Source organism: Streptomyces sp. CNX435, assembly GCF_059570575.1.
In genome coordinates, this window is record NZ_JCANTA010000001.1 from 734,454 (window position 1) to 755,351 (window position 20,898).

The following is a 20,898-nucleotide window of genomic DNA, read 5'->3' on the forward strand; positions in this document are numbered from 1 at the left end:
ACGCTCACCGGGGGGCGGATTGGGCGGGACGATGGTGATCGAGGGCTGTCTTGAGCTGGTCGAGGAGGGGTGCTGTCGTTGGGTGTGGCTCGCGGCGTGGTGTGATCGCGTAGATGCCGCGGGTCGGGGGGTCGACGAGGGCCATGGTGGTGACGTCGGTGCGCAGCGCGGACTTCAGCACTCCGGGGATCAGGGCGATGGCGTGGCCGGTGGCGACCAGGGCTATCTTGCCGGGCAGGTCGGCCGCGGTGAGGTCGATGCGGGGGGTGACTCCGGCTCGGGCGGCGTGCTGGCGCAGCAGCGCCGCCGAGCCGTCGTTGTCCTCGACCCAGGTCTGGTCGGCCAGCGCCCTGATCTGCACCGGACCGCGCCCGGCTCGCGGATGGCCGAGGGGCAGCACCACGACCATCTCGTCCATCCCCAGGAACCGTCGTTCGACCCGCGGCTCATGGGGCAGCCCCGGTGGCGCGTCGGTGACGACGGCGACGTCGAGATCGCCGGCGAGTACGCGGTCGTGCAACTGCGGGCTCAGCCCGGGCAACAGGCTCCATCGGAGGGGAGCGGTTCTCTGCAGCAGGCGGCGGATCGCCGCGGGCACGATCCCGGCGGCCAGAGACGGCGTCGCGCCCACAGCCAGCGGCTGCGGGGGCAGCCCGTCACGAGCGTCCCGTGCGGCACGCACGGCGCGGTCGACCTCGTTCAGCGCCACCCGGGCGTGGTGACGGAACACCTCTCCGGCCGGCGTCGCACGCACGCCTCGCGCCTGCCGGTACACCAGCGCCACCCCCAGCTGGCGCTCCAGGGCGGCGATCTGCCGGGACACGGCCGACTGGGTGTAACCGAGCTCGGTGGCCGCCGCCGACAGCGATCCGAGCCGGCACACCGCAACGAACGTCCGCCACGTCGTCAACTCCATCGCATCCATCACACCAGTATGGGCAGGTGGTATGCGTCTCCCGCATGGCCATCCTGCCAGATAGTCGCTTGTCGCAGACGTCGTGATGCCCCCACGCTGGGTTCCATGAGCGCGCCGCACACCATCGCCGTCCTCGGCTTGGGCCGCATGGGCACCGCCATCGCGACACGACTCGACCACCACTGGGACGTCGTCGGCTGGACACGCTCCCCACGCGCGGTGGGCACCCTCGACACGACCGGCGACGCGAGCGACGCCGTGGCCAAGGCCGACACCGTGCTCCTGGCGTTGTTCGACGGCCCAGCCTGCCAGCAGGTCCTCGCCCACGTCCGCGACTCGCTGCGCCCGGACGCGATCGTCGTGAACACCAGCACCGTCGCCCCCGCCGAGGCGGCAAGCCTGGCGCGGCAACTCGGCCCGTCGTACGTCCACGCGCCCGTGCTCGGCTCCGTGCCGGCTGCCGCGGCCGGCACCCTGCAGATCCTCGCCGCCGCCGACCACGACGCGCTCAAGCACGTCCGACCGATTCTGCAGGCACTCGGCACCGTGCGGCGCGTCGACGACGCCGCTACGGCCGCCGCCCTGAAGCTGGTCGCCAACAGCAGCCTCGCCGGCTCCCTCCTCGCGCTGCGCGAGGCACTGCAGCAGGCCGACGCCCTGCGCCTGCCCCGGGCCCAGGTGCTCGACGTCCTCGAACTCGGCCAGCTCGGCGCGCTCGTCACCCGTAAGCGCCCCTTCCTCGAAAGCCAACCAACCACCGCACCCGCCACGGCCGAGTTCACCCTCGGCGCGCTGGCCAAGGACATGGCCCTGCTGGCCGCCGCGTCACACACCCCCCTGCGCAGCGCAGCCGACCTGGCCGACACGCCTGCCGACCCCGAGGCCGACATCGCCGCCGCCGCCACGCTCCCGGCCGTGGAGGCCACCGTGTTCGAGCCACTCCGCGCCTACATCCGCGGACACGCCACCGGCGACCCCACCCACTTCCGCGACGCGTTCTTGCCCACCGCCCACATCGAAGGCATCCGCGACGGAGAGTTCGTCTCCTGGCGCCTGGAGGAGTACTGCGCGATCTTCCCCGGCCGGCCCGCCCCGGACGAGGCGACCCGCTCCCGCCGCATCGACGCCATCGACGTCCACGGCACCGTCGCGACCGCCTCCATGACGCTCTGGCACGGCCCGGACACCTTCACCGACATCCTCCTGCTGGTCCACGTCGATGGCCGCTGGCGCATCGCCAACAAGGTCTACCACCGACACGCCTGACAGGACGGGCAACCATGGTGACGTTGAGTCGGAGTTTTCGTGGACAGGTGCGCTGGGATCGGCGGGTGTCCGGTGCCTCGGCCAAGTCGATGGCGTCTCGGGGCTCTTGTCGAGTCTGTCAGAGGCTGTCGGCTTCGGCATACATGGGAAGGAGCCCGCGTATGACTCGCTTCTGGCCACCGGCCGCCCTCCTCTACCTGACCGCCGGTCATGTGATCCGCCTGCTGCTGCGCTCCCCGCTGCACCCGCTCTTCAGCCGCCGCTTCATGCTGCTCACGTACGAAAGCCCCGGCCGGGGGCACAGGCGCCAGCTTCCGATGCCCTACCACCAATGGAATCCGGACGAGATCTGGTTGTTCATCGTCCGCGCCGTGGAGAGCGCCTTCGAGGAGCCGCAAACGGTGCGCCTGGTGCTGCGCGGCCGTGAACTCACCGCCGAGACCTCGCTGGTGGAGGACCGGGCGGAGGTGGCGCGCCTACTGGTGGAGCACGCCCGCCGTCATGGCCCGATCAAGGAGGGCTTCCTCAACTACCTCGGCATCCCACGCGACCGCGTCCCCACCCCCGAGGAGGCGCTGGCCGCGGCGGATCGTACCCGCATCGCCCGCTTCCGCCTGCTCGTCGAATCCACGGACGAGTGAGGTTTTCTCAGCGGTGATCACGTTCCGAACAGCGACTTCCCTCGCCTTGCAGCCCCGGCCCGGACCTTAACTACCCGGCCTTGGGGGAACTTCACTACCGCGTGGTGAAGGCGCCTCCGTTGACGTGGATGGTCTGGCCGGTGAGGTGACGGGCTCCTTGGGAGGCGAGGAAGTAGGCCGTCTGGGCGATGTCGTCGACCGTGCCCGGTCGCTTGTTGTGTGTCTCCTCCACAAGAGCGCGACGGCGTTCGTCGCTCAGCTGACCGTGGAAGAAGTTGGTGTCGGCGATGTAGCCCGCGGAGATGACGTTGCAGGTGGCACCCTTGGGAGCGAGCTCGGCGGACAGCGAAGCGTTCCATGCGGCCAGAGCCGCTTTGGCTGCTCCGTAGGACCCGCCTCGGCGCTCGGCACCGATCGAGCCGATGCTGATGATGGAGCTGCCACTGGTGAGCTTGTCTTGGACCGAGGCCGTGGTCAGCACCGCAGTGAGTAGGTTCTGAGCCAGGTTGGCATGCCACTGGGCGAGCAACACGTCCAGTGTTGATCCTTCACCAGAGGTTGCCTGAGGCAAGCCGCCGGCGGCGTTGACCAGCACGTCCACCTCGTTGAGCCGGGCGGCAAACGCCTCGACCTGCCCGGAGTCGGCCGCGTCGCAGACGACGCCGTGCACCCCCAGCTCTTTGGCGGTCTGTTCGACGGTCTCGGGGGTGCGGCCGGTGATGAAGACCTCTGCCTGGTCGGCGGCGAATCTACGGGCGATGGCATGGCCGATGCCGCTGGTGCCTCCGGTGACGAGCACGGTGCGGGTCAAAGGATCCTCCTGCTGAATGCTACGTTTAGACCTAAACATACCTGACGATGACAGGGGATCGCACCGTGGCCGACGCCGCCGTCACATCGGGGGACCCCGCGCCTGCCCGTTCCGCCGCCGAGATCGCCGCGGCCTGGCGGCGGGAACGACCGGGCACCCCGACCGAATCGATCGAGATCGTCACCCCCATCTGGCGGCTGGCCAAGCTCTTCGCCGATGACCGCAACCGGGTGCTGAGAGAGGCGAGGATCGACGCAGCCACCCTCGACCTGCTGTCCGTCATCCGCCGATCCGGGCCGCCCTACACCCTCAGCACCCGAGAGATCGCACAGGCGACGTTGGTGACCGCGGGAGCCATTTCTCAGCGTGTCGCCCGAGCCGAACGCGGCGGCTTCGTCCAGCGAGCACCAGGGACCACCGGCCGCCGAACCGTCCTGGTGAGCCTCACAGCCGAAGGCCACGCGCTCATCGAGCGATCCGTCGATGCCGTACTCGGCCGAGAGGCCACACTCGTCAGCTGCCTGTCGACACGCGAACTCACCGCGCTCATCGAGCTGCTGGACAAACTGATGACCGACGTCCGCCGGCGCACGGCCCCCGAAGGGCGCTGAACCGGCCGCCCGGCGAAGGTGACTTGAAGGAACAAGTTAAGGGAGGCCGTCACCGTGCATTCGTCTCAGCACTACCCCGGTGGGGCGGTCGCAGCGCCCGGATCAGGCGCAGGACGATGAGGGCGGCGCCGGCCACCGCGGCTACGGCCACCGCGATGAAGGCATCGGGTACCCAGGTCCACAACTGGCCGGGACTGATCGTGTCGGCGAGCAGCGCCAGTGCGATCCAGGGCAGGGCGCCGGCCAGGCACCACAGGGTGGTCAGCGCGACGCGGCGCTGTGTCGGGGCCGTCCACCGCGGGCGGCGGAGCAGCAGAGTCGAGCGGACGGCCGCCAGCAGCAGGGTCAGGGCCAGGGTGGTCAGGCCCCACACCATGGCGTAGTACGTCGTCGCGGACGCGCTGTCGCCGGGTGAAGCGCCCGCCAGTACCCGGGCGGCGCCGAAGCCGACCTGCATCATCGCGCCGTCCTGCGCCAGCCCGTACAGGTTCTGCTGGAGGACGAGTGCGCGATTCCGTGCGGGCAGCAGGAACAGCATCGCCGAGTAGCCCGGGGTGCCGCCCGTGTGCCAGACGGACTGGTCGAGCGGCGCCTTGAGGCCGCCGACCCGCCAGCCCAGCCCGTAACCCGTGCCCGCGCCGCCGGGCTGGAGCCGGCCCTCCTTGCGCATCAGGCGGACCGAGCCCTCGGTGAGGACGGTGCCGCCGTCGGCGGTCCTGCCCGAGCGGAGCTGGAACGCGGCGAAGGCCGCCAGGTCGTGCAGGTCTCCGCCCAGGTAGCCGTAGCCCGCGCCGCTGTCGTCCACGCCGTCGGCGGTTGCGGCGGGTACGCCCCAGAGGAGTTGGTGCCCCGGCGCCAGTTTCCGCTCGCGGGCTGAGGCTTGGCCGGTGATGGCGCCGTCCATCCCGGCCGGGTCCAGCACGGACCGCCGGAGGTGGTCGGCGTAGGGCTGTCCGGTGACGGCCTCGACCACGGCGGACAGGAGCAGGTAATTGGCGCTGCTGTAGGCGTACTCGGCGCCGGGCGGGCCCAGCGGTTCTACGTCGTCCAGCGCACCGATGCGGTCGGCTGGGCGTGGGCAGTCGGCGTCCACGCAGTCGGTGACCTTGAAGGTGGCCGACCCGGGTATACCGGCGGTCTGGTTGAGCAGGTGCCGGACGGTGACCCGCGAGGCGTGCGCGGCGCCGCCGAACCGGAACTCCGGGAGGTGGTCGACCACCCGGTCGTCCAGGCGGAGCCGCCGGTCCTGGACGAGGGTCATCACGGCGCTCGCGGTGACCGGTTTGGCCACCGAGCCCCAGAGGAACGGGGTGTCGGCGGTGACGGCCTCTCCGTGTCCGTCGGTGCCCCAGGAGCGCTGGTGGACCGGGCCGTCGGGGCCGACCACGGCGTAGGAGAGGCCGGGGGTGCGGGTGGCGTTCATCCGGTCGTGGATATAGGCGTCGAGGGCGGCAAATCTGTCTGCGCTGTCTGCGCTGCCGGCCCGGGCGGACGAGATGCCTGTGAGCAGGCACAGCAGCAGTGCCGCCGCGCCCGAGACGATGCGCCGCAGTCGTATGTGCATGGGGCTTTCTCCCTGGTCTGCTGGAGGGAACGCATAACCGTATGGCCGTACAGTTATAGCCATACGGTGGTACGGTTATCAAGTGCCGAGGGTTGCCGATCACGAAGAACGCCGACGTCAGATCGCAGCTGCCGTCTGCGAGCTGATCTCGGAGCACGGCCTCGACGCCGTCACCGTCGCCCGTACCGCCGCCACTGCCGCGATGTCCGTCGGCCTGGTGCAGCACTACTTCCGTACCAAGGACGAGATGCTGTTCCACGCGTTCAACGAGGTGACCGCACGTCTCCGCGCCCGGGCCGAGGAGCGGATCCGGGCCGGGATCGAGCACCAGCAGCCCATCGCATGGGTGATGGCCCAGGTGATGGCGGAACTCATCCCCCTGGACGAGATGCGCCGGACCGAATTCCGCGTCACCCGGGCCTTCGCCGGGCGCGCTCTGGACGCGCCCGCACTGGCCGAGGTCGACGTCGCAACGGCGCGGCGGCTGCGCGAGGACATCGCCCGGGCCGTCCACAACGGCAAGGAGTGCGGCGAGGTCGAGGCGGAGCTGGACCCGCAGCCGGCAGCCGCACGGCTCGCCGCCGTGACGGAGGGGCTCGCGATGCAGGTCTATCGCGATCCCGCCGGGGTGGGCGGGGTGCCGGCGGCCGAGTTGGTGCGGTCGGTGATCGAGGCGGAGCTGGCCGAGGTGTTCACCGGAGAGTGCCGGCAGTACGTCAAGAAGCCGCGGGCGTCAGGGCAAAGCTGACTGGGCCTGCTCCCTTTCCGCGTAGCAGGCGGCCAGCGCGGCGGCTCCCGGCGTCAGCACCTGCCGCGGCTCTGCCTGCACCCGGTCGCATGCGGCCGGGGGAGATTGGCAGGGTTCGGGAAACCGAACCTTGGGATTGGGTGCTGCCACGATCGTTTCGGCCCGGGGCGCGCGGGAGTGTGGAGACACCGCGACACCGGCACCCGCCGACCGGCCGGTGGCCCTTCCCGCAGAGGTGACTGCCATGGACTCCACGCTCGCTCGCTCCGCAGCCGCCGACCGCGCCCGGACGGCGTCAGCGGGCCGGCACGCGCGGATCGTGTTTCAGGCCCCGTTCATCGCCGACACCTGGATGCGGCTGGCGTACCTTCTCCTGGCCGTGCCCGTCGGGTTGCTCTGCCTGCCGCTGGGCCTCATCGCTCCGGGGACGGCAGGGCGGCTGCAGCGAGCGATGGCGCACAGACTGCTGCGGGTGGCAGCCGAGCGGCCGCGCCGGGTCGGGGCTCTGGCCTTTGCGCACGCGGTGCTCACGACACCGCTGAACGTGGCCGGCGCAGTCGTCAGCCTCTTCCTCTGGTCGGTCGTGGCGATGAACGTGGGCTATCCGCTGCGTCCCGGGCTCGATCCCACGCACGCCTGGGGTGGCCCCACTCTCGCCGGGGCCTGGGCCATTCACGCCGTCTTCGGCGGGCTCGCCTTCCTGTTGCTGACCCCGTGGGTGATGAAGGGCCTCACCTCACTGCAGGCGCGACTGGTCACCGGCTTCCTCGGCACGAACCGTGCGGGCTTGGTGCGGCCGGTGGGCCTTGCGCTCGCCGTCGCGGTCGTGTGCGCACTGCTGGGCGCGCCAGTGATCCAGCAGCTGTAGCATCGAATGGCCGGTCAGGCGGGACGAGTGCCGGGCCTGCCACATCCGGGATCCCGCGTCCGGCGCCTCCCGCGTCCGGCGCCCTTCGCCCACGTCCGCCCGAGGCCGCTTCGTCATGTCCCTGCACCGTCCGCTCCGCCGGTTCGGGCCGCTGCCGCGTCCGCTCGTGTCCGCCGCGTCCGCCCCCTTCGCCCCGCGTGCTCTGGCCGCGTTGCTGTACGCGGTGGTGGCGCTGCCGCTTGCGGTGACGTCGCTGCTCGTGGTGCTCGTCGGTCTCGTGGTGGGCGGGGCGATGTCGGTGACCGCGATCGGACCGTGGCTGCTCGCCCTGACCGTACGTGCGGCCGCGGCGCTCGGCGCCGCGCAGCGGGCGGTGGCCGGCCGCCTGCTCGGTGTGTCCGTCGCGGCGCCGCCGCAACCGGCGTCGCGCGTGGTGGCGCTGCTGGGGTGGCGGCGAGCAGTGCTGCGCGACCGGGCCGGGTGGCGGGCGGTCGCGTTCGCGCTCGCCGCGCCGCTGACGGCGCTGCTGCCCGTGCTTGCTGCGGCGGCATACGTCTACGGGGTGCTGTTCTTGCTGCATCCCCTGCTCAAGCGCTGGAACTACCACCATGAGCGGGGGTCCGATGGAGTGGTGCGCCGGGTCTCGCTCAGCGTCGCCGGGGTGCAGTTCGACACCTGGCCGCGGTGGCCGGCGGTGGTCCTCGCCGGCGTCGTGCTGCTGGTGCTCGCGCCGTGGCTGCTGCGCCGCGCCCTGGTGCCGCAGCGGCTGCTGCTGCGTACGCTGCTGGGCCCGAGTGCGTCCGAGGAGCGTATCCGCGCCCTGGAGGAGACACGGGCGCATGCCGTCGAGGACGCCGCGGCCGTGCTGCGCCGGATCGAGCGAGACCTGCACGACGGCACCCAGGCACGCCTCGTCGGTCTCGGCATGCAACTCACCGTGATCGCGGAGCTGCTCGGGGCGGACGCCGGGCGGGAGCAGGTGCTCGCCGTCGTCGACAAGGCGCGCGGCAGCGCCAAGCAGGCCGTCGCCGAACTGCGCGATCTCGTACGCGGCATCCATCCGCCCGTCCTCGACCAGGGACTTGAGGTGGCACTCGACACGCTCGCCGCCGGCAGCGCCCTGCCGGTACGGCTCACCACGGACCTGCCGCGGCGCCCGCCGGCGGCCATCGAATCCATCGCCTACTTCTGCGCCGCCGAACTCCTGACCAACGTCGTCAAGCACAGCGGCGCCGCTGCCGCCTGGGTCGACGTGCGCGGAGAAGGCGGCGTGCTGCACCTGTCCGTACGGGACGACGGACACGGCGGCGCGGTGATCGGCGGCGGCACCGGACTGCGCGGGCTCCGCGCCCGGGTGCGTACCGTCGACGGCACGCTGACCTGCGACAGCCCGGCCGGAGGCCCTACGATGATGACCGTCGAACTGCCGTATCCATAAGCTGCGAGGCCCCATGCGCGTCGTCATCGCCGAGGACTCCGCGATCCTGCGTGACGGGCTGGTGCAACTGCTGCAGTTGCGCGGCGTGGAGGTCGCCGCGGCCGTGGGCGACGCCGAGGCGCTGCTGGCGGCGATCGCCGCCCACCAACCCGAGGCCGCCGTGATCGACATCCGCCTCCCGCCGACGCAGACCGACGAGGGCCTGCGCGCCGCCGTGACCATCCGCCGCGACCACCCCGGCACCGGGGTCCTGATCTTCTCGCAGTACGTGGAGACAGCCTACGCGGCACAGCTGATCGGCGACGGCGGAGCGGGCGTCGGATATCTGCTCAAGGAACGCGTGATGGACATCGGTGAGTTCACCGACGCCCTGCAACGGGTGGCGGCGGGCGGCACCGCCCTCGACCCCGAGGTGATCTCGCAGTTCTTCGGCGCCAGCCGCCGCGCCTCGGCGCTCGACGCCCTCACCCCACGGGAGCGCGAGGTCCTGTCCCTCATGGCGCAGGGGCGCACGAACAGCGCCATCGCGAAGACCTTCGTCGTCTCCGACCGTGCAATCGAGAAGCATGTGGCGAACATCTTCGCCAAGCTGGACCTGCCACCCTCGGGCAGCGACCACCGCCGGGTGCTCGCCGTCCTGCACTACCTCAACGGCTGACATCGCCGGCCGGCGACCGGTCCTCCTACGCCGCGGACGTCGGGCCGTCACACACGCACAGGGGCAGTGACCCAGCCCGGCGTTCGGGCATTCCGCGATCTGCCTCCGGGCACGGAGCCAGACGTAGAGGCTGCGTCAATCGATCGTGGAGTCAGTGTCAATGACAGACCGGCACGAACCCAAGATCCTGATGGCTGACCAGTATCGGCACTGCGAGGCGCGCTCGTGCGGGGAGGACAGCACAAGGCGTCAGCACCATGCGTGACGGGGACGCGACGTCTTCGGTCCCCGGGGAGAGAAGAGGCATGCGACGCTCCATCATTCTGGCACCCGTGCTGTTGGCCGGGGTGACCTTTCTGGCCCCCGCTGCCGCGGCAGATGACCGAGCCGGCCATCGTCCGAGCCGGGGAAAGCAGAATCTACTCCCCCCTCTCGGCGATCCAGGGGCCGTGGTACGTGGAACAACAAGATTGACGTAGTGGAGCTTTTCACCTCCTGACGGAGCCCTGCGGCTGCGCGACGACGAGGGCGAAAGGGCTGCCGGGGGTCGTGTCTCACGACATGCTCGTTGCGAGCCCTGTGTGTTCGCCCGACCACTCGGCGCTCCGCCCCGGGCCGGCGGCAGTCGCTTGACCTTGATGGAAGCTTGATCAAACCTTGCCGGAGGTCTCCCCGAGTGCGAATGGGCATGTACCCGTGGCCCCGCTTCGGTATTACTTGAGACGGCTGGCTTTGATCGTCCGCTTCCCGGACCCCGGTTCACCGACGCCAGACAGCTCGTCACCCTCAGACCCTGGAAGGACTTTTGTGATACGACGCAGGCTCACGGCCGTGCTGGGCGCCGCCGCGCTCTCCGTCCCGTTGTTCATAGTCGCCTCAGCAACCGCCGACGCCGGGTCGAGTGGCCCAGGCGATGACGCCGCCGATCTGGCCGGCGAACTGGTCGAGTCGGCGAATGCCGACTCCGCGAAGGGGACCCTGGAGAAGCTTCAGGAGATCGCCGACGCCAACGGCGGCAACCGGGCGGCCGGCGGCCCGGGTTACGACGCCTCCGCCGAATATGTCTACAACGAGCTGGAGAAGGCCGGCTACGACGTCTCCTACGACGACTTCGACTTCACGTATTTCGAATCGCAGACGGAGGAAATGTCCGTCGTCTCCCCCGAGGCGCGGGACGTCGAGGTCCTGGCGCTGACGTACTCGCCGTCCACGCCCGAGGGCGGAATCGAGGCGCCGCTCGCCGCTACGCCGGTCGACGCCGACGGCACCAGCGGCTGCGAGGCCGAGGACTTCGCCGGGGGTGATTTCGAGGGCAAAGTCGCGCTCATCCAGCGCGGCGAGTGCACCTTCGCGCAGAAGCAGACCAACGCGGCGGACGCCGGCGCGGTCGCGGTCCTCGTCTACAACAACGTCGAGGGGCCCGTGAACGGCACCCTTGAGGACCCCGCGAACGCCGTCATCCCCAGCGGCGGCATCACCCTCGCCGAGGGCGAGGCGCTGGCCGGGCTGCTCGACCAGGGCGAGGTCACCGTCAACCTGGACCTCCAGACCCTGACCGAAGAGCGCAGCACGCGCAACGTCATCGCCGAGACCCCGGGCGGCGACGCCGCCAACACGGTCATGTTCGGCGCACACCTCGACTCCGTCCCCGAGGGCCCCGGCATCAACGACAACGCCTCCGGCGCCGGTGGCATGCTGGAGGTCGCCAAGCAGCTGGCCAAGGCGGAGGACGACCCGCGCAACAAGATCCGGTTCGCCTGGTGGTCGGCGGAGGAACTGGGCACGGTCGGCTCCGCGGACTACGTGTCGCGGCTCAGCGAGGAGCAGCGGTCGCAGATCAGGGCGTACCTGAACTTCGACATGATCGCCTCGCCCAACTACGGCGTGTTCGTCTACGACGGCGACGACTCCGACGCCGACGGCGAGGGCGCAGGCCCGGAGGGCTCGGCACAACTGGAGAAGCAGATCACCGACTTCCTGGACGAGCAGGGCGTGCCGCACGAGGGCACTGACCTCTCCGGCCGCTCCGACTACGCACCGTTCGTCGAGGCCGGCATCCCCTCCGGCGGCGGCAACACCGGCGTCGACGCCATCAAGACCGAGGAGCAGGCCGCGAAGTGGGGCGGCGAAGCAGGGATCGCGTTCGACCCCTGCTACCACACCGACTGCGACGACCTCGACAACGTCAACATGACGGCGTTCAACCACGGCATCGACATCATCGCCAACGCCGTGGGCACGTACGCCCACGACCTCAGCGCCCTGGGGCAGGAGGTCGCGTCCGCGCCCGCTGACGAGGGTGACGCGGGCAACGGCGGCGTGCGCACGGATCACCACCACCACGGCGTGGCCAAGTGACCTGACGGCACGCACCCTGCGCGCAGATCGACGAGGGGCCCGGGCCTGACGGCCTGGGCCCCTCCCCGACGAGACCGGAATACCCTCGTGCCATGCCAGTGAGCCAGTACGCCTACTTCGCGTTGGGCAGCCGTCACACCACCGCGATCGAGATGGCCGCGTTTCTGGGCCTGGAACCAGACGAGACGAGGATCCGCGGCAGCCGCGTGAGCAACCCCCCGCGCCCGGTCTTCCACAGCTGGAAGATCGTATGCCGGGAGCCCGGCCTGAGAGTGGACGAGCAGCTCGCCCGCGTCCTGGACAGGCTGCGACCGCACACCGACCGTATCGCCGAACTCACTCGGCGCCTGAGCGCCCAGGACGAAGCAGGCACCTCCGCGGTGCTGCAGGTCGTGCGCTACTTCAACGACGACGAGGACCTCGGACAAACCCCCTCGCCCGACTCGCCGGACCAGCCCAATCTGTTCGGCTGGCACCTGGACCCGGACGTGCTGACGTTTCTCTCGGCCACCGGCGCAGAACTCGACGTCGACGAGTACGACATGACCCCGGACCCGTCCGACGACGAAGACGACTCCTCGAAACGGCATGCACAGCCATGACGACGTCATCCGGCGAGAAAATCTCGGCGGGTCGGCGCTGTGCCCGGACGTAGAGCCTGCGCCAATCGATTGTGGAGTCAGCATCAATGACAGCTCTGCCAAGGACTCGGCATCCTGATACAGCGGCGGGCGACAGTAAACCGCGCCCAGGAACGGGCATCTGGTGAAGGTGCTTTAAATAGCCTTGGTATGCCTGGTAGTTGAAGGCACTCGCTGCCCCGCCGTCCACAACGACGAAGGGTTCAAGGTTATCCACGTGAGAAAGTTGCGGATGGCATTCACGGCGTCAGTGGCTTCAGCCGCGGCCGTGGCCGGCGGCATACTGGTGGCCGCCGCCCCGGCACACGCTGATTCAGCCGGCTGCCTCAGAGAAGTCAATATTGCCGCCGACGGTCTGAACACCGGCGAGGGCAAGCTTGCGAAGCTGGTCTGCAAAGCGAGGGAGACGGACAGTATAAGTATGCTGAAGTGCATTGAAGCGCTGGATGGCATTAAGGGCGTAACCCAGCGTGAAGCGGACTCTGCCTGCTTCGAGGCCACCCTTACAGTGGTCCGCCCGTAGCACGTTCGGTAGCAGTGCGCAGATGTCCGGCGAAGCCCGCCGAGGGTCGCTCCCCCACACGGGGGAGCGACTCCCCCGCGCAGGGGATCATCCCAGAGTGCCAGGCGGCTGTACTGGACGTGGGGTCGGCGACGGCAACGGAGAGGCCGGCCACCGTACGGGAGGTTGACCATCATGCGTACGTGGACGAGACGACGCTTGCTTCTGGCGACGGCCACGGGGGCGGCGGGCCTGGCCGTCACGACGGCCACGGTGCCGGCATACGCCGCTGGAGAGGGCCGCCGGGGAGACGGCCGACCCGGGGACGATGGGCCCACCTGACCATCCGGCAGGCCGCGGACGACCACCATCGCGTCGTCCGTCTCTTTCGCACGCTGTACCCGGGCGCGTGGATCTCCACCGGCGGCAGCAAGGGCGCCATGGCGAGCGTCTACCACCGCCGCTTCCACCCGCACGACGTGGACGGCACCGTGGCCTACTCCGCCCCCAACAACGTCGACGACCGCGAGGACTCCGCATACCTGCGCTTCCTCGCCCACGCCGGCACAGCCGAGACCCGCGCCGCCCTGGAGCGGGCACAGCGCGAAGCCCTGCTGCGTCGCGCGGAGCTGGTCGCACGCTACGAGGCATGGGCAGCCTCCACCGGCGACACCTTCCGCGTCATCGGCAGCGCCGACAAGGCCCTCGAAATCGCCGTCCTGCGCGCTCCGTTCATGTTCTGGCAGAACGGCGGCACGACGACCCCCGCCACCATCCCCACTCCCGATGCGTCCACGAACGCGCTGTACGCCTGGGCTGAACGAGACGGCGCAGCTTCCCGTCTACGCCGACGCCGTGGCCCGGCGCTACATCCCGTACTTCTTCCAGCTCGGTACCGAACTCGGCTATTGGGACGCCCCCACCCACCACCTGGCCGACCTGTTGCGGTACCCGGATGCCATGCGGCCGCGCAGTTTCGTCCCGCGTGACATCCCCCTGCGCTTCGACGCCACAGCCATGCCCGATATCGACCGCTGGGTCCGCCGGCACGGCCTCCGTCTGCTCTTCCTCAACGGCGCCCAGGACCCCGTCGTCGCCGAACCGTTCCACCCCGGCGGCCACGACGCCCGCACCCTGTGGGCCCCGAACGCCAGCCACAGTGTCAGCCTCGACGACCTGTCCCCGGCCGACCGCGCCTACGCGATTGCCACAGTGAAGCGCTGGGCCTCCAGGCCCGCGCCGCGAGGCGCCCGCCCCTGACGACGGCGGTACGCGGCGGCGGCCCTCTCAGGCCAAGACGGGGCTGCGGTGCGCACGTTCCCTCTGCTCGGCGAGGTGTCGGCACAGACGGAGGAACGTCGTCATCGGCTCTGTGGGATCCTGTGGTGTCCGGACGAGCCGCACCGTGGCCGGGCTGAGACCGTCGACATCCCGGCCGGTGAGTCCCGGGCGGGCGAACCGCTCGGCAACCGAGACCGGCAGGAACGTGATGGCCTGCCCGAGTTCGACCAGCCGGAGCACTTCGGCCAGGTCGGAAACGACCGGCCCGATGCCGACCGGTGCGGCCGGGAGAGCGTCGAGGCCCTGGAAGTAGCGATCCACCGGCTCGGGTACACCGGACCAGCGTGCGACGGGCTCACCGAGAAAGTCGGACACATGCACCGACTCGGCCGTGGATATCGGGTGTTCGGCGGGGAGGACCGCCACGCGTGGTTCGGTCCACAAAGCCTCGCCCACCAGGCGCGTATCGCTGATCGGCCACGCCACGAGCGCCGCATCGCAGTCGCCCCGGCGCACCGCCGCAGGCAGGTCCGCCGGGCCGGCGAAGCGCAGCTCCACCCGCACCGTCGGCTGGTTCGCCGCACATGTCGCGAGCAGGTCCGTGGTGAATTCCGCGGCGCTGTCGGCCTTCACTCCGAGAACGACAGGTCGACCCCGCGCCGCACGGATCGTCCGCTCGCGCGCGGCCTGGGCCGCTTCCAGGACCTGGGCGGCTTCGCGTGCGAACACCTCACCGGCCGCGGTGAGCGCGAACTGTCGCGTGGTCCGCGTCACCAGCGGGACACCCAGGCGCCGCTCGATCCCCGCCACCGTCCGGGAGACCGACGGCTGGGAGAGCCCCAGTTCCTTCGCCGCGGCCGTAAAGCTCCCACGGTCGGCCACGCACGCGAACAGCCGGTAGTGCCGCAACTCCAGACTCATACGCCCAGTGTATGGACGGGCGGTGGTTTGGCAGTACCCATGGCACCTTCGTTCGACTTCGATGGATGCCGGTGAGGGGGGACGAACCTCGTGCCGCCGCCGTTTTCGATCCAAGAAGGAGCCGTCATGCCCGTTGGGTACATCGTGGGGAGCCTGTCCACCGCCTCGATCAACCGCCGCCTCGCGGACATGCTCGCCCAGCGGACACCCGCCGGGCTCGAACTCGCCGAGATCTCGATCGCCGGCCTGCCGTTGTACAACTACGACCTCGACCAGAACCCGCCCGCAGAAGCGGTGCGGTTCAAGGCTGCGATCGAGGCGTGCGAGACGATCGTGTTCGTCACACCCGAGTACAACAGGTCGATTCCGGGCGCGTTGAAGAACGCGCTGGACTGGGGCTCGCGCCCATGGGGCGACAACTCCTGGGCCGGCCGCAACGCGGCCGTCGTCGGCACCGGCCTGAGCGGCTCCGGCACCGCCGTCGCCCAGAATCACCTGCGCGGCATCCTCGGGTACCTCCAGATGACCGTCCTCGGAGCCCCCGAAACCTGCATGACCTGGAGCGACGGCATCCTCGACGTGCCGCGGACCGCGGAGTACCTCGACGCCTTCTGGAAGGGCGTCCTCGCGGGACGGAGTGCCCGGTCCATCGACGCCTGATCCCGCGGGGGAGGCGCACGGTCCTGCTCCTCAGCCGTCGAGCAGGATGAGCGATCACTACGGGTGACAGCCGACCACGTCAGAGACGGGGATGTCATGCACCGATGACGCCTTCCCCTGCGTCCCGCACCAGCTCGGTCAGCCGGGCGAAGACCCGCTCGGCGCCGATGCCGTCGTGTTCGTACTCGTTGGTGACCCAGGGCGTGACGTTGCCGACGCGGGAGGCCGTGTCCAGCTGCAGGCCCGCGTCCACGAACATGTCGTCGTAGTAGACGGCGGCGGCGACCGGGACCTCGTTGGCGGCCAGCCGGTCGAGGTCGTACAGCGGGGGCCACTCCTCGCGCGCGGCCAGCAGCTCGACCGCGCCCTGGAACGGGCGCAGCTCGGCGATCTCCCGGAACATCCAGGGATAGATCATCTCGCCCGTGAACAGCAGCGGTCTGGCGTCCTCCGCGAACCGCGGGTGCCGGGCCCGCTCGGCCTGCGCCGCCCACGCCGTGGACCCGGCGCCGTGCCCGTAGATGCTCTCCTGCAGCGCGGCGAACAGCGGGTTGTCGCTGTACGAGGTCCGGGCCAGCACCTGGTGCAGGAACGTCGCCGACAGGTACTCGCCGGCCCACGCCTCGTCGAGCAGCCAGTGCAGGCGCTCGGGGCCCGGCTTCATGCCGAGGTCGATGCCGAGTGACTGAAACCGCCGGACGGTCAGCAGGTCGCCGTCCGGCAGCCGCACGTCGCCCGCCGACAGCCGGTCGGCGATCCGGGCGACGTGTTCGGCGTGCTGCGGGTAGCGCCGGTAGAACACCTCGTTCTTCGCCGCTACCCGCGGATACGTACGCCGGTAGACCTCGGCGGCCGACGGCTCAAGACCGGGCAGTCCGCCGGCGACGTAGCAGGCGCGCAGCCCTTCGGGCGCGCGGGACAGATACGTCAGGGTGAGGAAGCCGCCGTACGACTGTCCGAGCGTGGCCCAGCGCCCGCCGCCGAACAGGGTCTTCCGCACATGCTCGTGGTCCGCCACGATCGAGTCGGCCCGGAAGCAGGCGAGGAAGTCCGCGCCCTCGCGCGCGCCGGCGAACGCGCTCATCCGGCGCCCGTCGATCCGGGTGCTGCGGCCCGTGCCGCGCTGGTCGACCAGGACGACCCGGTACGACGTCAGCGCCTGGCCGAGCCACCCGCTCGGGTCGAGCGGACGCGGTCCCTTCCCGCCGGGGCCGCCCTGCAGGTAGACGAGGCAGGGCAGGTCCTCCTCCGACCGGTGCGGAGCGGTGATGTCGCGGACGAAGAGCCGGATCGTGCCGCGCGCCGGCTCTGACCAGTCGAGCGGTACGTCCACGAGGTGCTCCCGCACGCGCATGCCGGGAATCGTGTAGGTGACGGCGGCGGTCATGCGGTGGCCGCCCTCCGTCGGCGGTCCCACTCCGGGTTGATCCGGGGGACCGCGGCCAGCAGCGTGCGCGTGTACGGGTCGCGCGGGTCGTCGAAGACGCGCCCGCATGGTCCTTGTTCGACGATCCTCCCCTCGCTCATGACCGCTACCTGCTGCGCGATGCGCCGGACCACGGCCAGGTCGTGGGCGATGAAGAGGTAACTGAACCCGCTCTCGCGCTGCAGGCGTATGAGCAGGTCGATGATCTGGGCCTGGACGGACACGTCCAGCGCGGAGACGGCCTCGTCGCAGATCACCAGCTTCGGGTTGACGGCGAGCGCACGGGCGATGCCGATCCGCTGGGCCTGGCCGCCGGAGAACTGCGCGGGATAGCGCAGGGCGTGGCCGGGGTCGAGGCCGACCCGCTCCATCAGCTCCCCGGTGTAGCCCCGCCGGCCTCCTTTGGGCGCGATGCCCTGGTAGTCGAGCGGCGCCATCAGGATGCGCTCGACGGTGTGCCGGGGGTTGAGCGAGGAGAACGGATCCTGGAAGACGACCTGCACGTTGCCGCGGTAGCGGGCGAGCTGCGCACCCGTCGCGTGGGTGATGTCCTCGCCCTCGAACTCCAGGGTGCCGGAACTCGGCTCCATCAGCTTGGCGGCCATCCGCGCGCTGGTGGACTTGCCGCTGCCGGACTCGCCGACCAGGGCGAGGGTCCCGCCCGGGTGCACGTCGAAACTGACGCCGTCCACGGCGGTGAGCTGGCTCTTGCGACCGTAGGGACCACGGGTGGTGAACCGCTTGGTCAGGTCGCGGGCGCGCAGCAGTGCCTCACTCACGCGATCACCTCGTCGGTGGCCTTGCTGTCGGGAGGGGCGCCGGGAGAGGCGTCGGAAGGGATGTCGGGAAGGGGGTCGGTGATCCGCGGGATGCTGTCCAGCAGCCGGCGCGTGTACGCGTGCCCGGGTGCCGAGAAGATCTCCTCGGCGGTGCCGTACTCGACCTGCTCGCCCTCGCACATCACCAGTACCCGCGTCGCGACCGAGCTGATCACGGCCAGGTCGTGGGTGATGAAGACCATCCCGGTGCGGGTCCCCAGCTGCAGGCCGGCGAGCAGCTTCAGGATCTGGGCCTGGACGGTCACGTCCAGGGCCGTGGTCGGCTCGTCCGCGAGCAGCAGCGCGGGCGAACAGACCAGCGCCATCGCGATCATGATGCGCTGCCGCTGTCCGCCGGAGAACTGGTGCGGGTAGTGGCCCACCCGCCGCGGCGGATCCGGGATGCCGACCCGTTCCAGCGCCTCGACGGCGATCTTCCTGGCCTCCTTCCGCGAACCGCCGAGGTGTGCCCGGTACATCTCCTCGATCTGCAGACCGACCGTGTAGTAGGGATTCAGCGAGGACAGCGGGTCCTGGAAGACCATGGACACCTGCTTGCCCCGGATCGGGCGCATCTCCCGGTCCGTGCGGCCGAGCAGCTCGACGCCCTCCAGCCGTATGCTGCCCCGCGTCACGGCCCCGCGCGGCAGCAGGCCCATGATGGCCAGGCTGGTCATCGACTTGCCCGAGCCGGATTCGCCGACGATGCCGACGGTTTCGTCCCTGCCGACGCTGAAGGAGACGTCTTTGACGACGTCCACGGGACCGCGCGTGGTCGGCAGGGTCACGGTGAGGCTCTCCACCGCCAGCAGCTCGCTCTCGCTCATCGGATCCTCACTCGCGGGTCGAGGGCGGTGTAGAGGAGGTCGACCACGACGTTGCCCGTGACGACGAAGAAGGCCGCGAGCAGCGTGACCGCCATGATCACCGGCTGGTCGTTCTTGGCGATCGAGTCGGCGGCCATCTTGCCGACGCCGTTGAGACCGAAGACGGTCTCGGTGATGAGCGCGCCGCCCAGCACGTTGGCGAAGTCCATGCCGAAGATCGTGACGACGGGGGTGAGCGCGGGGCGCAGTGCGTGCCGCCGCATCGTCAGGACCGGGGGCAGGCCCTTGGACCGGGCGGTCCGCATGAAGTTCTCGGCCAGCGTGTCGATGACGTTCGCCCGCGTCAGCCGGGCGTACAGGCATGCCGCGCCGGTGGCCAGAACGATCCACGGCATGAGATAGGACTGGAACCACAGCCAGGGGTCGTCCGTGAAGGCCACGCTCGTCGGAAACGGCAGCACCTTCAGCTTGACGACCAGGACGTACTGCAGGGCGAGCGCGAGCACGAAGTTGGGGATGCTGGCGCCCCCCAGGGTCAGGTTCATCGCGGCCCTGTCCCACCAGGTGCCCTCCTTGACCGCGCTGACCAGTCCCGCGGTGATGCCGACGAGCAGCCAGAGCACGGCCGCGCCGATCGCGAGTGTGGCGGTGACCGGGAGCCGCTCCAGGACCATCTCCCACACCGATTGGTTGGTCTGGAACGAGTAGCCGAGGCAGGGCGCCGGGCAGTGCACGAGGTTCGCGCCGGTCCCGTAGTCCCGCCCGGTGAACAGCCCGGTCAGGAAGTCCCGGAACTGGGTGAGGAACGGCTCGTCGACGCCGAGGGCCGCGCGGATCTCCGTGACCCGTTCCGGCGTGCAGGTCTTGCCGCAGACCATCAGCGCGGGGTCGGGCGACAGCGTGAAGAAGATGAGGTAGGTGAACAGGCAGACCAGGAAGAGGATCAGCACGAGCCCGGCGATCCGGCCGGCGAGGTAGCGGGCCATCAGGCAGCCTCTCCCGCGTCGGTGGCGGCACGGATCCGGTCGCCGAGCACGGTGAGGGACAGTACGGTCAGGAACAGGAAGAGCCCGGGGATCGCGAAGTACAGGGGGTGCACCGCGTACCAGGTGACCGAGCTGGAGATCATCTGTCCCCAGGAGGGCGTCGGCGGGCTGACGCCCACCCCGAGGAAGGACAGGCCGGCCTCCGTGCCGATGTACCCGGGCACGGCGAGGGTGGTCAGCACGATGAGCGAGCTGCGCAGGTTGGGCAGGATCTCCTTGAACACCAGCGCGCGCCTGGACGCGCCGGAGGCGCGGGCCGCCTCGACGAAGTCCCGGTTCATCAGGGACAGGGTCTGGCCGCGGACCACCCGCGCGAGGTAGGGCCAGCCGAACAAGCTGATCACGGCGATCAGCAGCAGGGACCTGTTGCCCGTGGGCTGCGACGACAGGATGGCGATCATGAAGATCAGGGCCGGGAAGGCCATCAGGAAGTCCATGACCCGGGAGCTGACCTGGTCGACCCAGCCGCCGTAGAAGCCGGCGACCATGCCGAAGACCACCCCGAGCAGCGTGGTGAGCACGGTCGCCGCGGCGGCGATGAGGAACGACACACGCGCGCCGTACGCGATCCGCGCCAGGATGTCGCGGCCGTTCTGCGGCTCGACGCCGAAGGGGTGATCGGCGCTGATGCCGCCGAACGCCCCCTTGGGCAGGCCGCCCGTGTCGGCGTCGACGGCGGCCGTGTCGAACTCCGTCGGGCCGTAGCCCGTGAGGGCGCTGATGAGCGGCGCGCCGATCGCCATCAGTACCATCAGGGCGATGAACCCGGCGCTGAACAGAGCGCCGCGGTCGTGCAGCAGGACGCGCAGGACCCGGCGGCCCGCCGTGTGCGGCGCGCCGGGTGCACCCACTGACTGACCGGTCTGCCCGTCCTTCGCGATGGCAGTCGTCATGCGC

The 20,898-nt window shown here is 70.3% G+C and carries 22 protein-coding genes; 13 read left to right on the forward strand and 9 right to left on the reverse strand.

Annotated elements, in window-relative coordinates:
* Positions 1 to 4: 4 nt before the first annotated feature.
* The gene (locus tag T328_RS03115; protein ID WP_496494314.1) at positions 5 to 916 is read right to left on the reverse strand and encodes a LysR family transcriptional regulator; all 912 of its coding nucleotides are present in this window, start codon (positions 914 to 916) and stop codon (positions 5 to 7) included.
* Positions 917 to 1,021: 105 nt separating this feature from the next.
* Here T328_RS03115 and T328_RS03120 point away from each other — a divergent pair, with 105 nt between their 5' ends.
* Both T328_RS03120 and T328_RS03125 read left to right on the forward strand, forming a co-directional pair.
* Complete coding sequence (locus tag T328_RS03120; protein WP_496494241.1) at positions 1,022 to 2,182, forward strand: nuclear transport factor 2 family protein; 1,161 nt, start codon at positions 1,022 to 1,024, stop codon at positions 2,180 to 2,182.
* Positions 2,183 to 2,343: 161 nt separating this feature from the next.
* Positions 2,344 to 2,823: a hypothetical protein gene (locus T328_RS03125; protein ID WP_496494242.1), complete on the forward strand. Its 480-nt coding sequence runs from the start codon at positions 2,344 to 2,346 to the stop codon at positions 2,821 to 2,823.
* A 94-nt stretch (positions 2,824 to 2,917) separates the two neighbouring features.
* Here the strand turns inward: T328_RS03125 and T328_RS03130 are convergent, their stop codons facing one another.
* Positions 2,918 to 3,634, reverse strand: a complete 717-nt coding sequence (locus T328_RS03130) for an SDR family NAD(P)-dependent oxidoreductase (RefSeq protein WP_496494243.1) — start codon at positions 3,632 to 3,634, stop codon at positions 2,918 to 2,920.
* 47 nt (positions 3,635 to 3,681) lie between these two features.
* On the opposite strand from T328_RS03130, the gene T328_RS03135 reads away from it, so the two are divergent.
* On the forward strand, positions 3,682 to 4,245 hold the full coding sequence (locus tag T328_RS03135) for a MarR family winged helix-turn-helix transcriptional regulator (RefSeq protein ID WP_496494244.1): 564 nt from the start codon (positions 3,682 to 3,684) through the stop codon (positions 4,243 to 4,245).
* Between the two features lie 49 nt (positions 4,246 to 4,294).
* Here T328_RS03135 and T328_RS03140 read toward each other — a convergent pair whose 3' ends face one another.
* The gene (locus tag T328_RS03140) at positions 4,295 to 5,809 is read right to left on the reverse strand and encodes a serine hydrolase domain-containing protein (RefSeq protein WP_496494245.1); all 1,515 of its coding nucleotides are present in this window, start codon (positions 5,807 to 5,809) and stop codon (positions 4,295 to 4,297) included.
* Positions 5,810 to 5,891: 82 nt separating this feature from the next.
* On the opposite strand from T328_RS03140, the gene T328_RS03145 reads away from it, so the two are divergent.
* The 9 genes from T328_RS03145 to T328_RS03185 all read left to right on the forward strand — a co-directional run bounded on the left by T328_RS03145 (position 5,892) and on the right by T328_RS03185 (position 14,282).
* A complete protein-coding gene (locus T328_RS03145; RefSeq protein ID WP_496494246.1) occupies positions 5,892 to 6,557 on the forward strand; it encodes a TetR/AcrR family transcriptional regulator in 666 nt (221 codons plus the stop codon).
* Positions 6,558 to 6,801: 244 nt separating this feature from the next.
* The gene (locus T328_RS03150) at positions 6,802 to 7,425 is read left to right on the forward strand and encodes a hypothetical protein (RefSeq protein WP_496494247.1); all 624 of its coding nucleotides are present in this window, start codon (positions 6,802 to 6,804) and stop codon (positions 7,423 to 7,425) included.
* A 115-nt stretch (positions 7,426 to 7,540) separates the two neighbouring features.
* A complete protein-coding gene (locus T328_RS03155) occupies positions 7,541 to 8,863 on the forward strand; it encodes a sensor histidine kinase (RefSeq protein ID WP_496494248.1) in 1,323 nt (440 codons plus the stop codon).
* A 13-nt stretch (positions 8,864 to 8,876) separates the two neighbouring features.
* Positions 8,877 to 9,521 (forward strand): response regulator transcription factor, encoded by a 645-nt coding sequence (locus T328_RS03160; protein WP_496494249.1) that lies wholly within the window; start codon positions 8,877 to 8,879, stop codon positions 9,519 to 9,521.
* Positions 9,522 to 10,328: 807 nt separating this feature from the next.
* The gene (locus T328_RS03165) at positions 10,329 to 11,879 is read left to right on the forward strand and encodes a M28 family metallopeptidase (protein ID WP_496494250.1); all 1,551 of its coding nucleotides are present in this window, start codon (positions 10,329 to 10,331) and stop codon (positions 11,877 to 11,879) included.
* Positions 11,880 to 11,971: 92 nt separating this feature from the next.
* Positions 11,972 to 12,481: a DUF4279 domain-containing protein gene (locus tag T328_RS03170; protein WP_496494251.1), complete on the forward strand. Its 510-nt coding sequence runs from the start codon at positions 11,972 to 11,974 to the stop codon at positions 12,479 to 12,481.
* 256 nt (positions 12,482 to 12,737) lie between these two features.
* Complete coding sequence (locus T328_RS03175) at positions 12,738 to 13,043, forward strand: hypothetical protein (protein ID WP_496494252.1); 306 nt, start codon at positions 12,738 to 12,740, stop codon at positions 13,041 to 13,043.
* 182 nt (positions 13,044 to 13,225) lie between these two features.
* A complete protein-coding gene (locus tag T328_RS03180; protein ID WP_496494253.1) occupies positions 13,226 to 14,011 on the forward strand; it encodes a hypothetical protein in 786 nt (261 codons plus the stop codon).
* Positions 13,893 to 14,282 carry a hypothetical protein gene (locus T328_RS03185; protein WP_496494315.1) on the forward strand — a complete coding sequence of 130 codons (390 nt, stop codon included), beginning with the start codon at positions 13,893 to 13,895 and terminating at the stop codon, positions 14,280 to 14,282. Before T328_RS03180 ends, T328_RS03185 begins: the two co-directional genes overlap by 119 nt.
* 27 nt (positions 14,283 to 14,309) lie before the next feature.
* Here T328_RS03185 and T328_RS03190 read toward each other — a convergent pair whose 3' ends face one another.
* Positions 14,310 to 15,224: a LysR family transcriptional regulator gene (locus T328_RS03190; protein ID WP_496494254.1), complete on the reverse strand. Its 915-nt coding sequence runs from the start codon at positions 15,222 to 15,224 to the stop codon at positions 14,310 to 14,312.
* Positions 15,225 to 15,350: 126 nt separating this feature from the next.
* Between T328_RS03190 and T328_RS03195 the strand changes: the two genes are divergently transcribed.
* Positions 15,351 to 15,884, forward strand: coding sequence for an NADPH-dependent FMN reductase (locus tag T328_RS03195; RefSeq protein WP_496494255.1), 534 nt, complete (start codon positions 15,351 to 15,353; stop codon positions 15,882 to 15,884).
* A gap of 94 nt (positions 15,885 to 15,978) precedes the next feature.
* Here T328_RS03195 and T328_RS03200 read toward each other — a convergent pair whose 3' ends face one another.
* The 5 genes from T328_RS03200 to T328_RS03220 are packed head-to-tail and all read right to left on the reverse strand — an operon-like array spanning position 15,979 to position 20,894.
* Positions 15,979 to 17,271: an alpha/beta fold hydrolase gene (locus T328_RS03200; RefSeq protein WP_496494256.1), complete on the reverse strand. Its 1,293-nt coding sequence runs from the start codon at positions 17,269 to 17,271 to the stop codon at positions 15,979 to 15,981.
* The gene (locus T328_RS03205; RefSeq protein WP_496494257.1) at positions 17,268 to 18,089 is read right to left on the reverse strand and encodes an ATP-binding cassette domain-containing protein; all 822 of its coding nucleotides are present in this window, start codon (positions 18,087 to 18,089) and stop codon (positions 17,268 to 17,270) included. Before T328_RS03205 ends, T328_RS03200 begins: the two co-directional genes overlap by 4 nt.
* Positions 18,086 to 18,955, reverse strand: a complete 870-nt coding sequence (locus tag T328_RS03210; RefSeq protein WP_496494258.1) for an ABC transporter ATP-binding protein — start codon at positions 18,953 to 18,955, stop codon at positions 18,086 to 18,088. The genes T328_RS03205 and T328_RS03210 overlap by 4 nt, the downstream gene beginning before the upstream one ends.
* On the reverse strand, positions 18,952 to 19,941 hold the full coding sequence (locus T328_RS03215; protein ID WP_496494259.1) for an ABC transporter permease: 990 nt from the start codon (positions 19,939 to 19,941) through the stop codon (positions 18,952 to 18,954). Before T328_RS03215 ends, T328_RS03210 begins: the two co-directional genes overlap by 4 nt.
* Positions 19,941 to 20,894, reverse strand: coding sequence for an ABC transporter permease (locus tag T328_RS03220; protein ID WP_496494260.1), 954 nt, complete (start codon positions 20,892 to 20,894; stop codon positions 19,941 to 19,943). Before T328_RS03220 ends, T328_RS03215 begins: the two co-directional genes overlap by 1 nt.
* Positions 20,895 to 20,898 lie beyond the last annotated feature (4 nt).

Excerpts from the sequence above, each read along its gene's own strand:
- T328_RS03200 (WP_496494256.1), bottom strand. The coding sequence starts at position 17,271 with ATGACCGCCGCCGTCACCTACACGATTCCCGGCATGCGCGTGCGGGAG.
- T328_RS03215 (WP_496494259.1), bottom strand. The coding sequence starts at position 19,941 with ATGGCCCGCTACCTCGCCGGCCGGATCGCCGGGCTCGTGCTGATCCTC.
- T328_RS03125 (WP_496494242.1), top strand. The coding sequence starts at position 2,344 with ATGACTCGCTTCTGGCCACCGGCCGCCCTCCTCTACCTGACCGCCGGT.
- T328_RS03150 (WP_496494247.1), top strand. The coding sequence starts at position 6,802 with ATGGACTCCACGCTCGCTCGCTCCGCAGCCGCCGACCGCGCCCGGACG.
- T328_RS03155 (WP_496494248.1), top strand. The coding sequence starts at position 7,541 with ATGTCCCTGCACCGTCCGCTCCGCCGGTTCGGGCCGCTGCCGCGTCCG.
- T328_RS03170 (WP_496494251.1), top strand. The coding sequence starts at position 11,972 with ATGCCAGTGAGCCAGTACGCCTACTTCGCGTTGGGCAGCCGTCACACC.
- T328_RS03135 (WP_496494244.1), top strand. The coding sequence starts at position 3,682 with ATGACAGGGGATCGCACCGTGGCCGACGCCGCCGTCACATCGGGGGAC.
- T328_RS03195 (WP_496494255.1), top strand. The coding sequence starts at position 15,351 with ATGCCCGTTGGGTACATCGTGGGGAGCCTGTCCACCGCCTCGATCAAC.
- T328_RS03160 (WP_496494249.1), top strand. The coding sequence starts at position 8,877 with ATGCGCGTCGTCATCGCCGAGGACTCCGCGATCCTGCGTGACGGGCTG.
- T328_RS03140 (WP_496494245.1), bottom strand. The coding sequence starts at position 5,809 with ATGCACATACGACTGCGGCGCATCGTCTCGGGCGCGGCGGCACTGCTG.
- T328_RS03220 (WP_496494260.1), bottom strand. The coding sequence starts at position 20,894 with ATGACGACTGCCATCGCGAAGGACGGGCAGACCGGTCAGTCAGTGGGT.
- T328_RS03115 (WP_496494314.1), bottom strand. The coding sequence starts at position 916 with ATGGAGTTGACGACGTGGCGGACGTTCGTTGCGGTGTGCCGGCTCGGA.
- T328_RS03190 (WP_496494254.1), bottom strand. The coding sequence starts at position 15,224 with ATGAGTCTGGAGTTGCGGCACTACCGGCTGTTCGCGTGCGTGGCCGAC.
- T328_RS03210 (WP_496494258.1), bottom strand. The coding sequence starts at position 18,955 with ATGAGCGAGAGCGAGCTGCTGGCGGTGGAGAGCCTCACCGTGACCCTG.
- T328_RS03120 (WP_496494241.1), top strand. The coding sequence starts at position 1,022 with ATGAGCGCGCCGCACACCATCGCCGTCCTCGGCTTGGGCCGCATGGGC.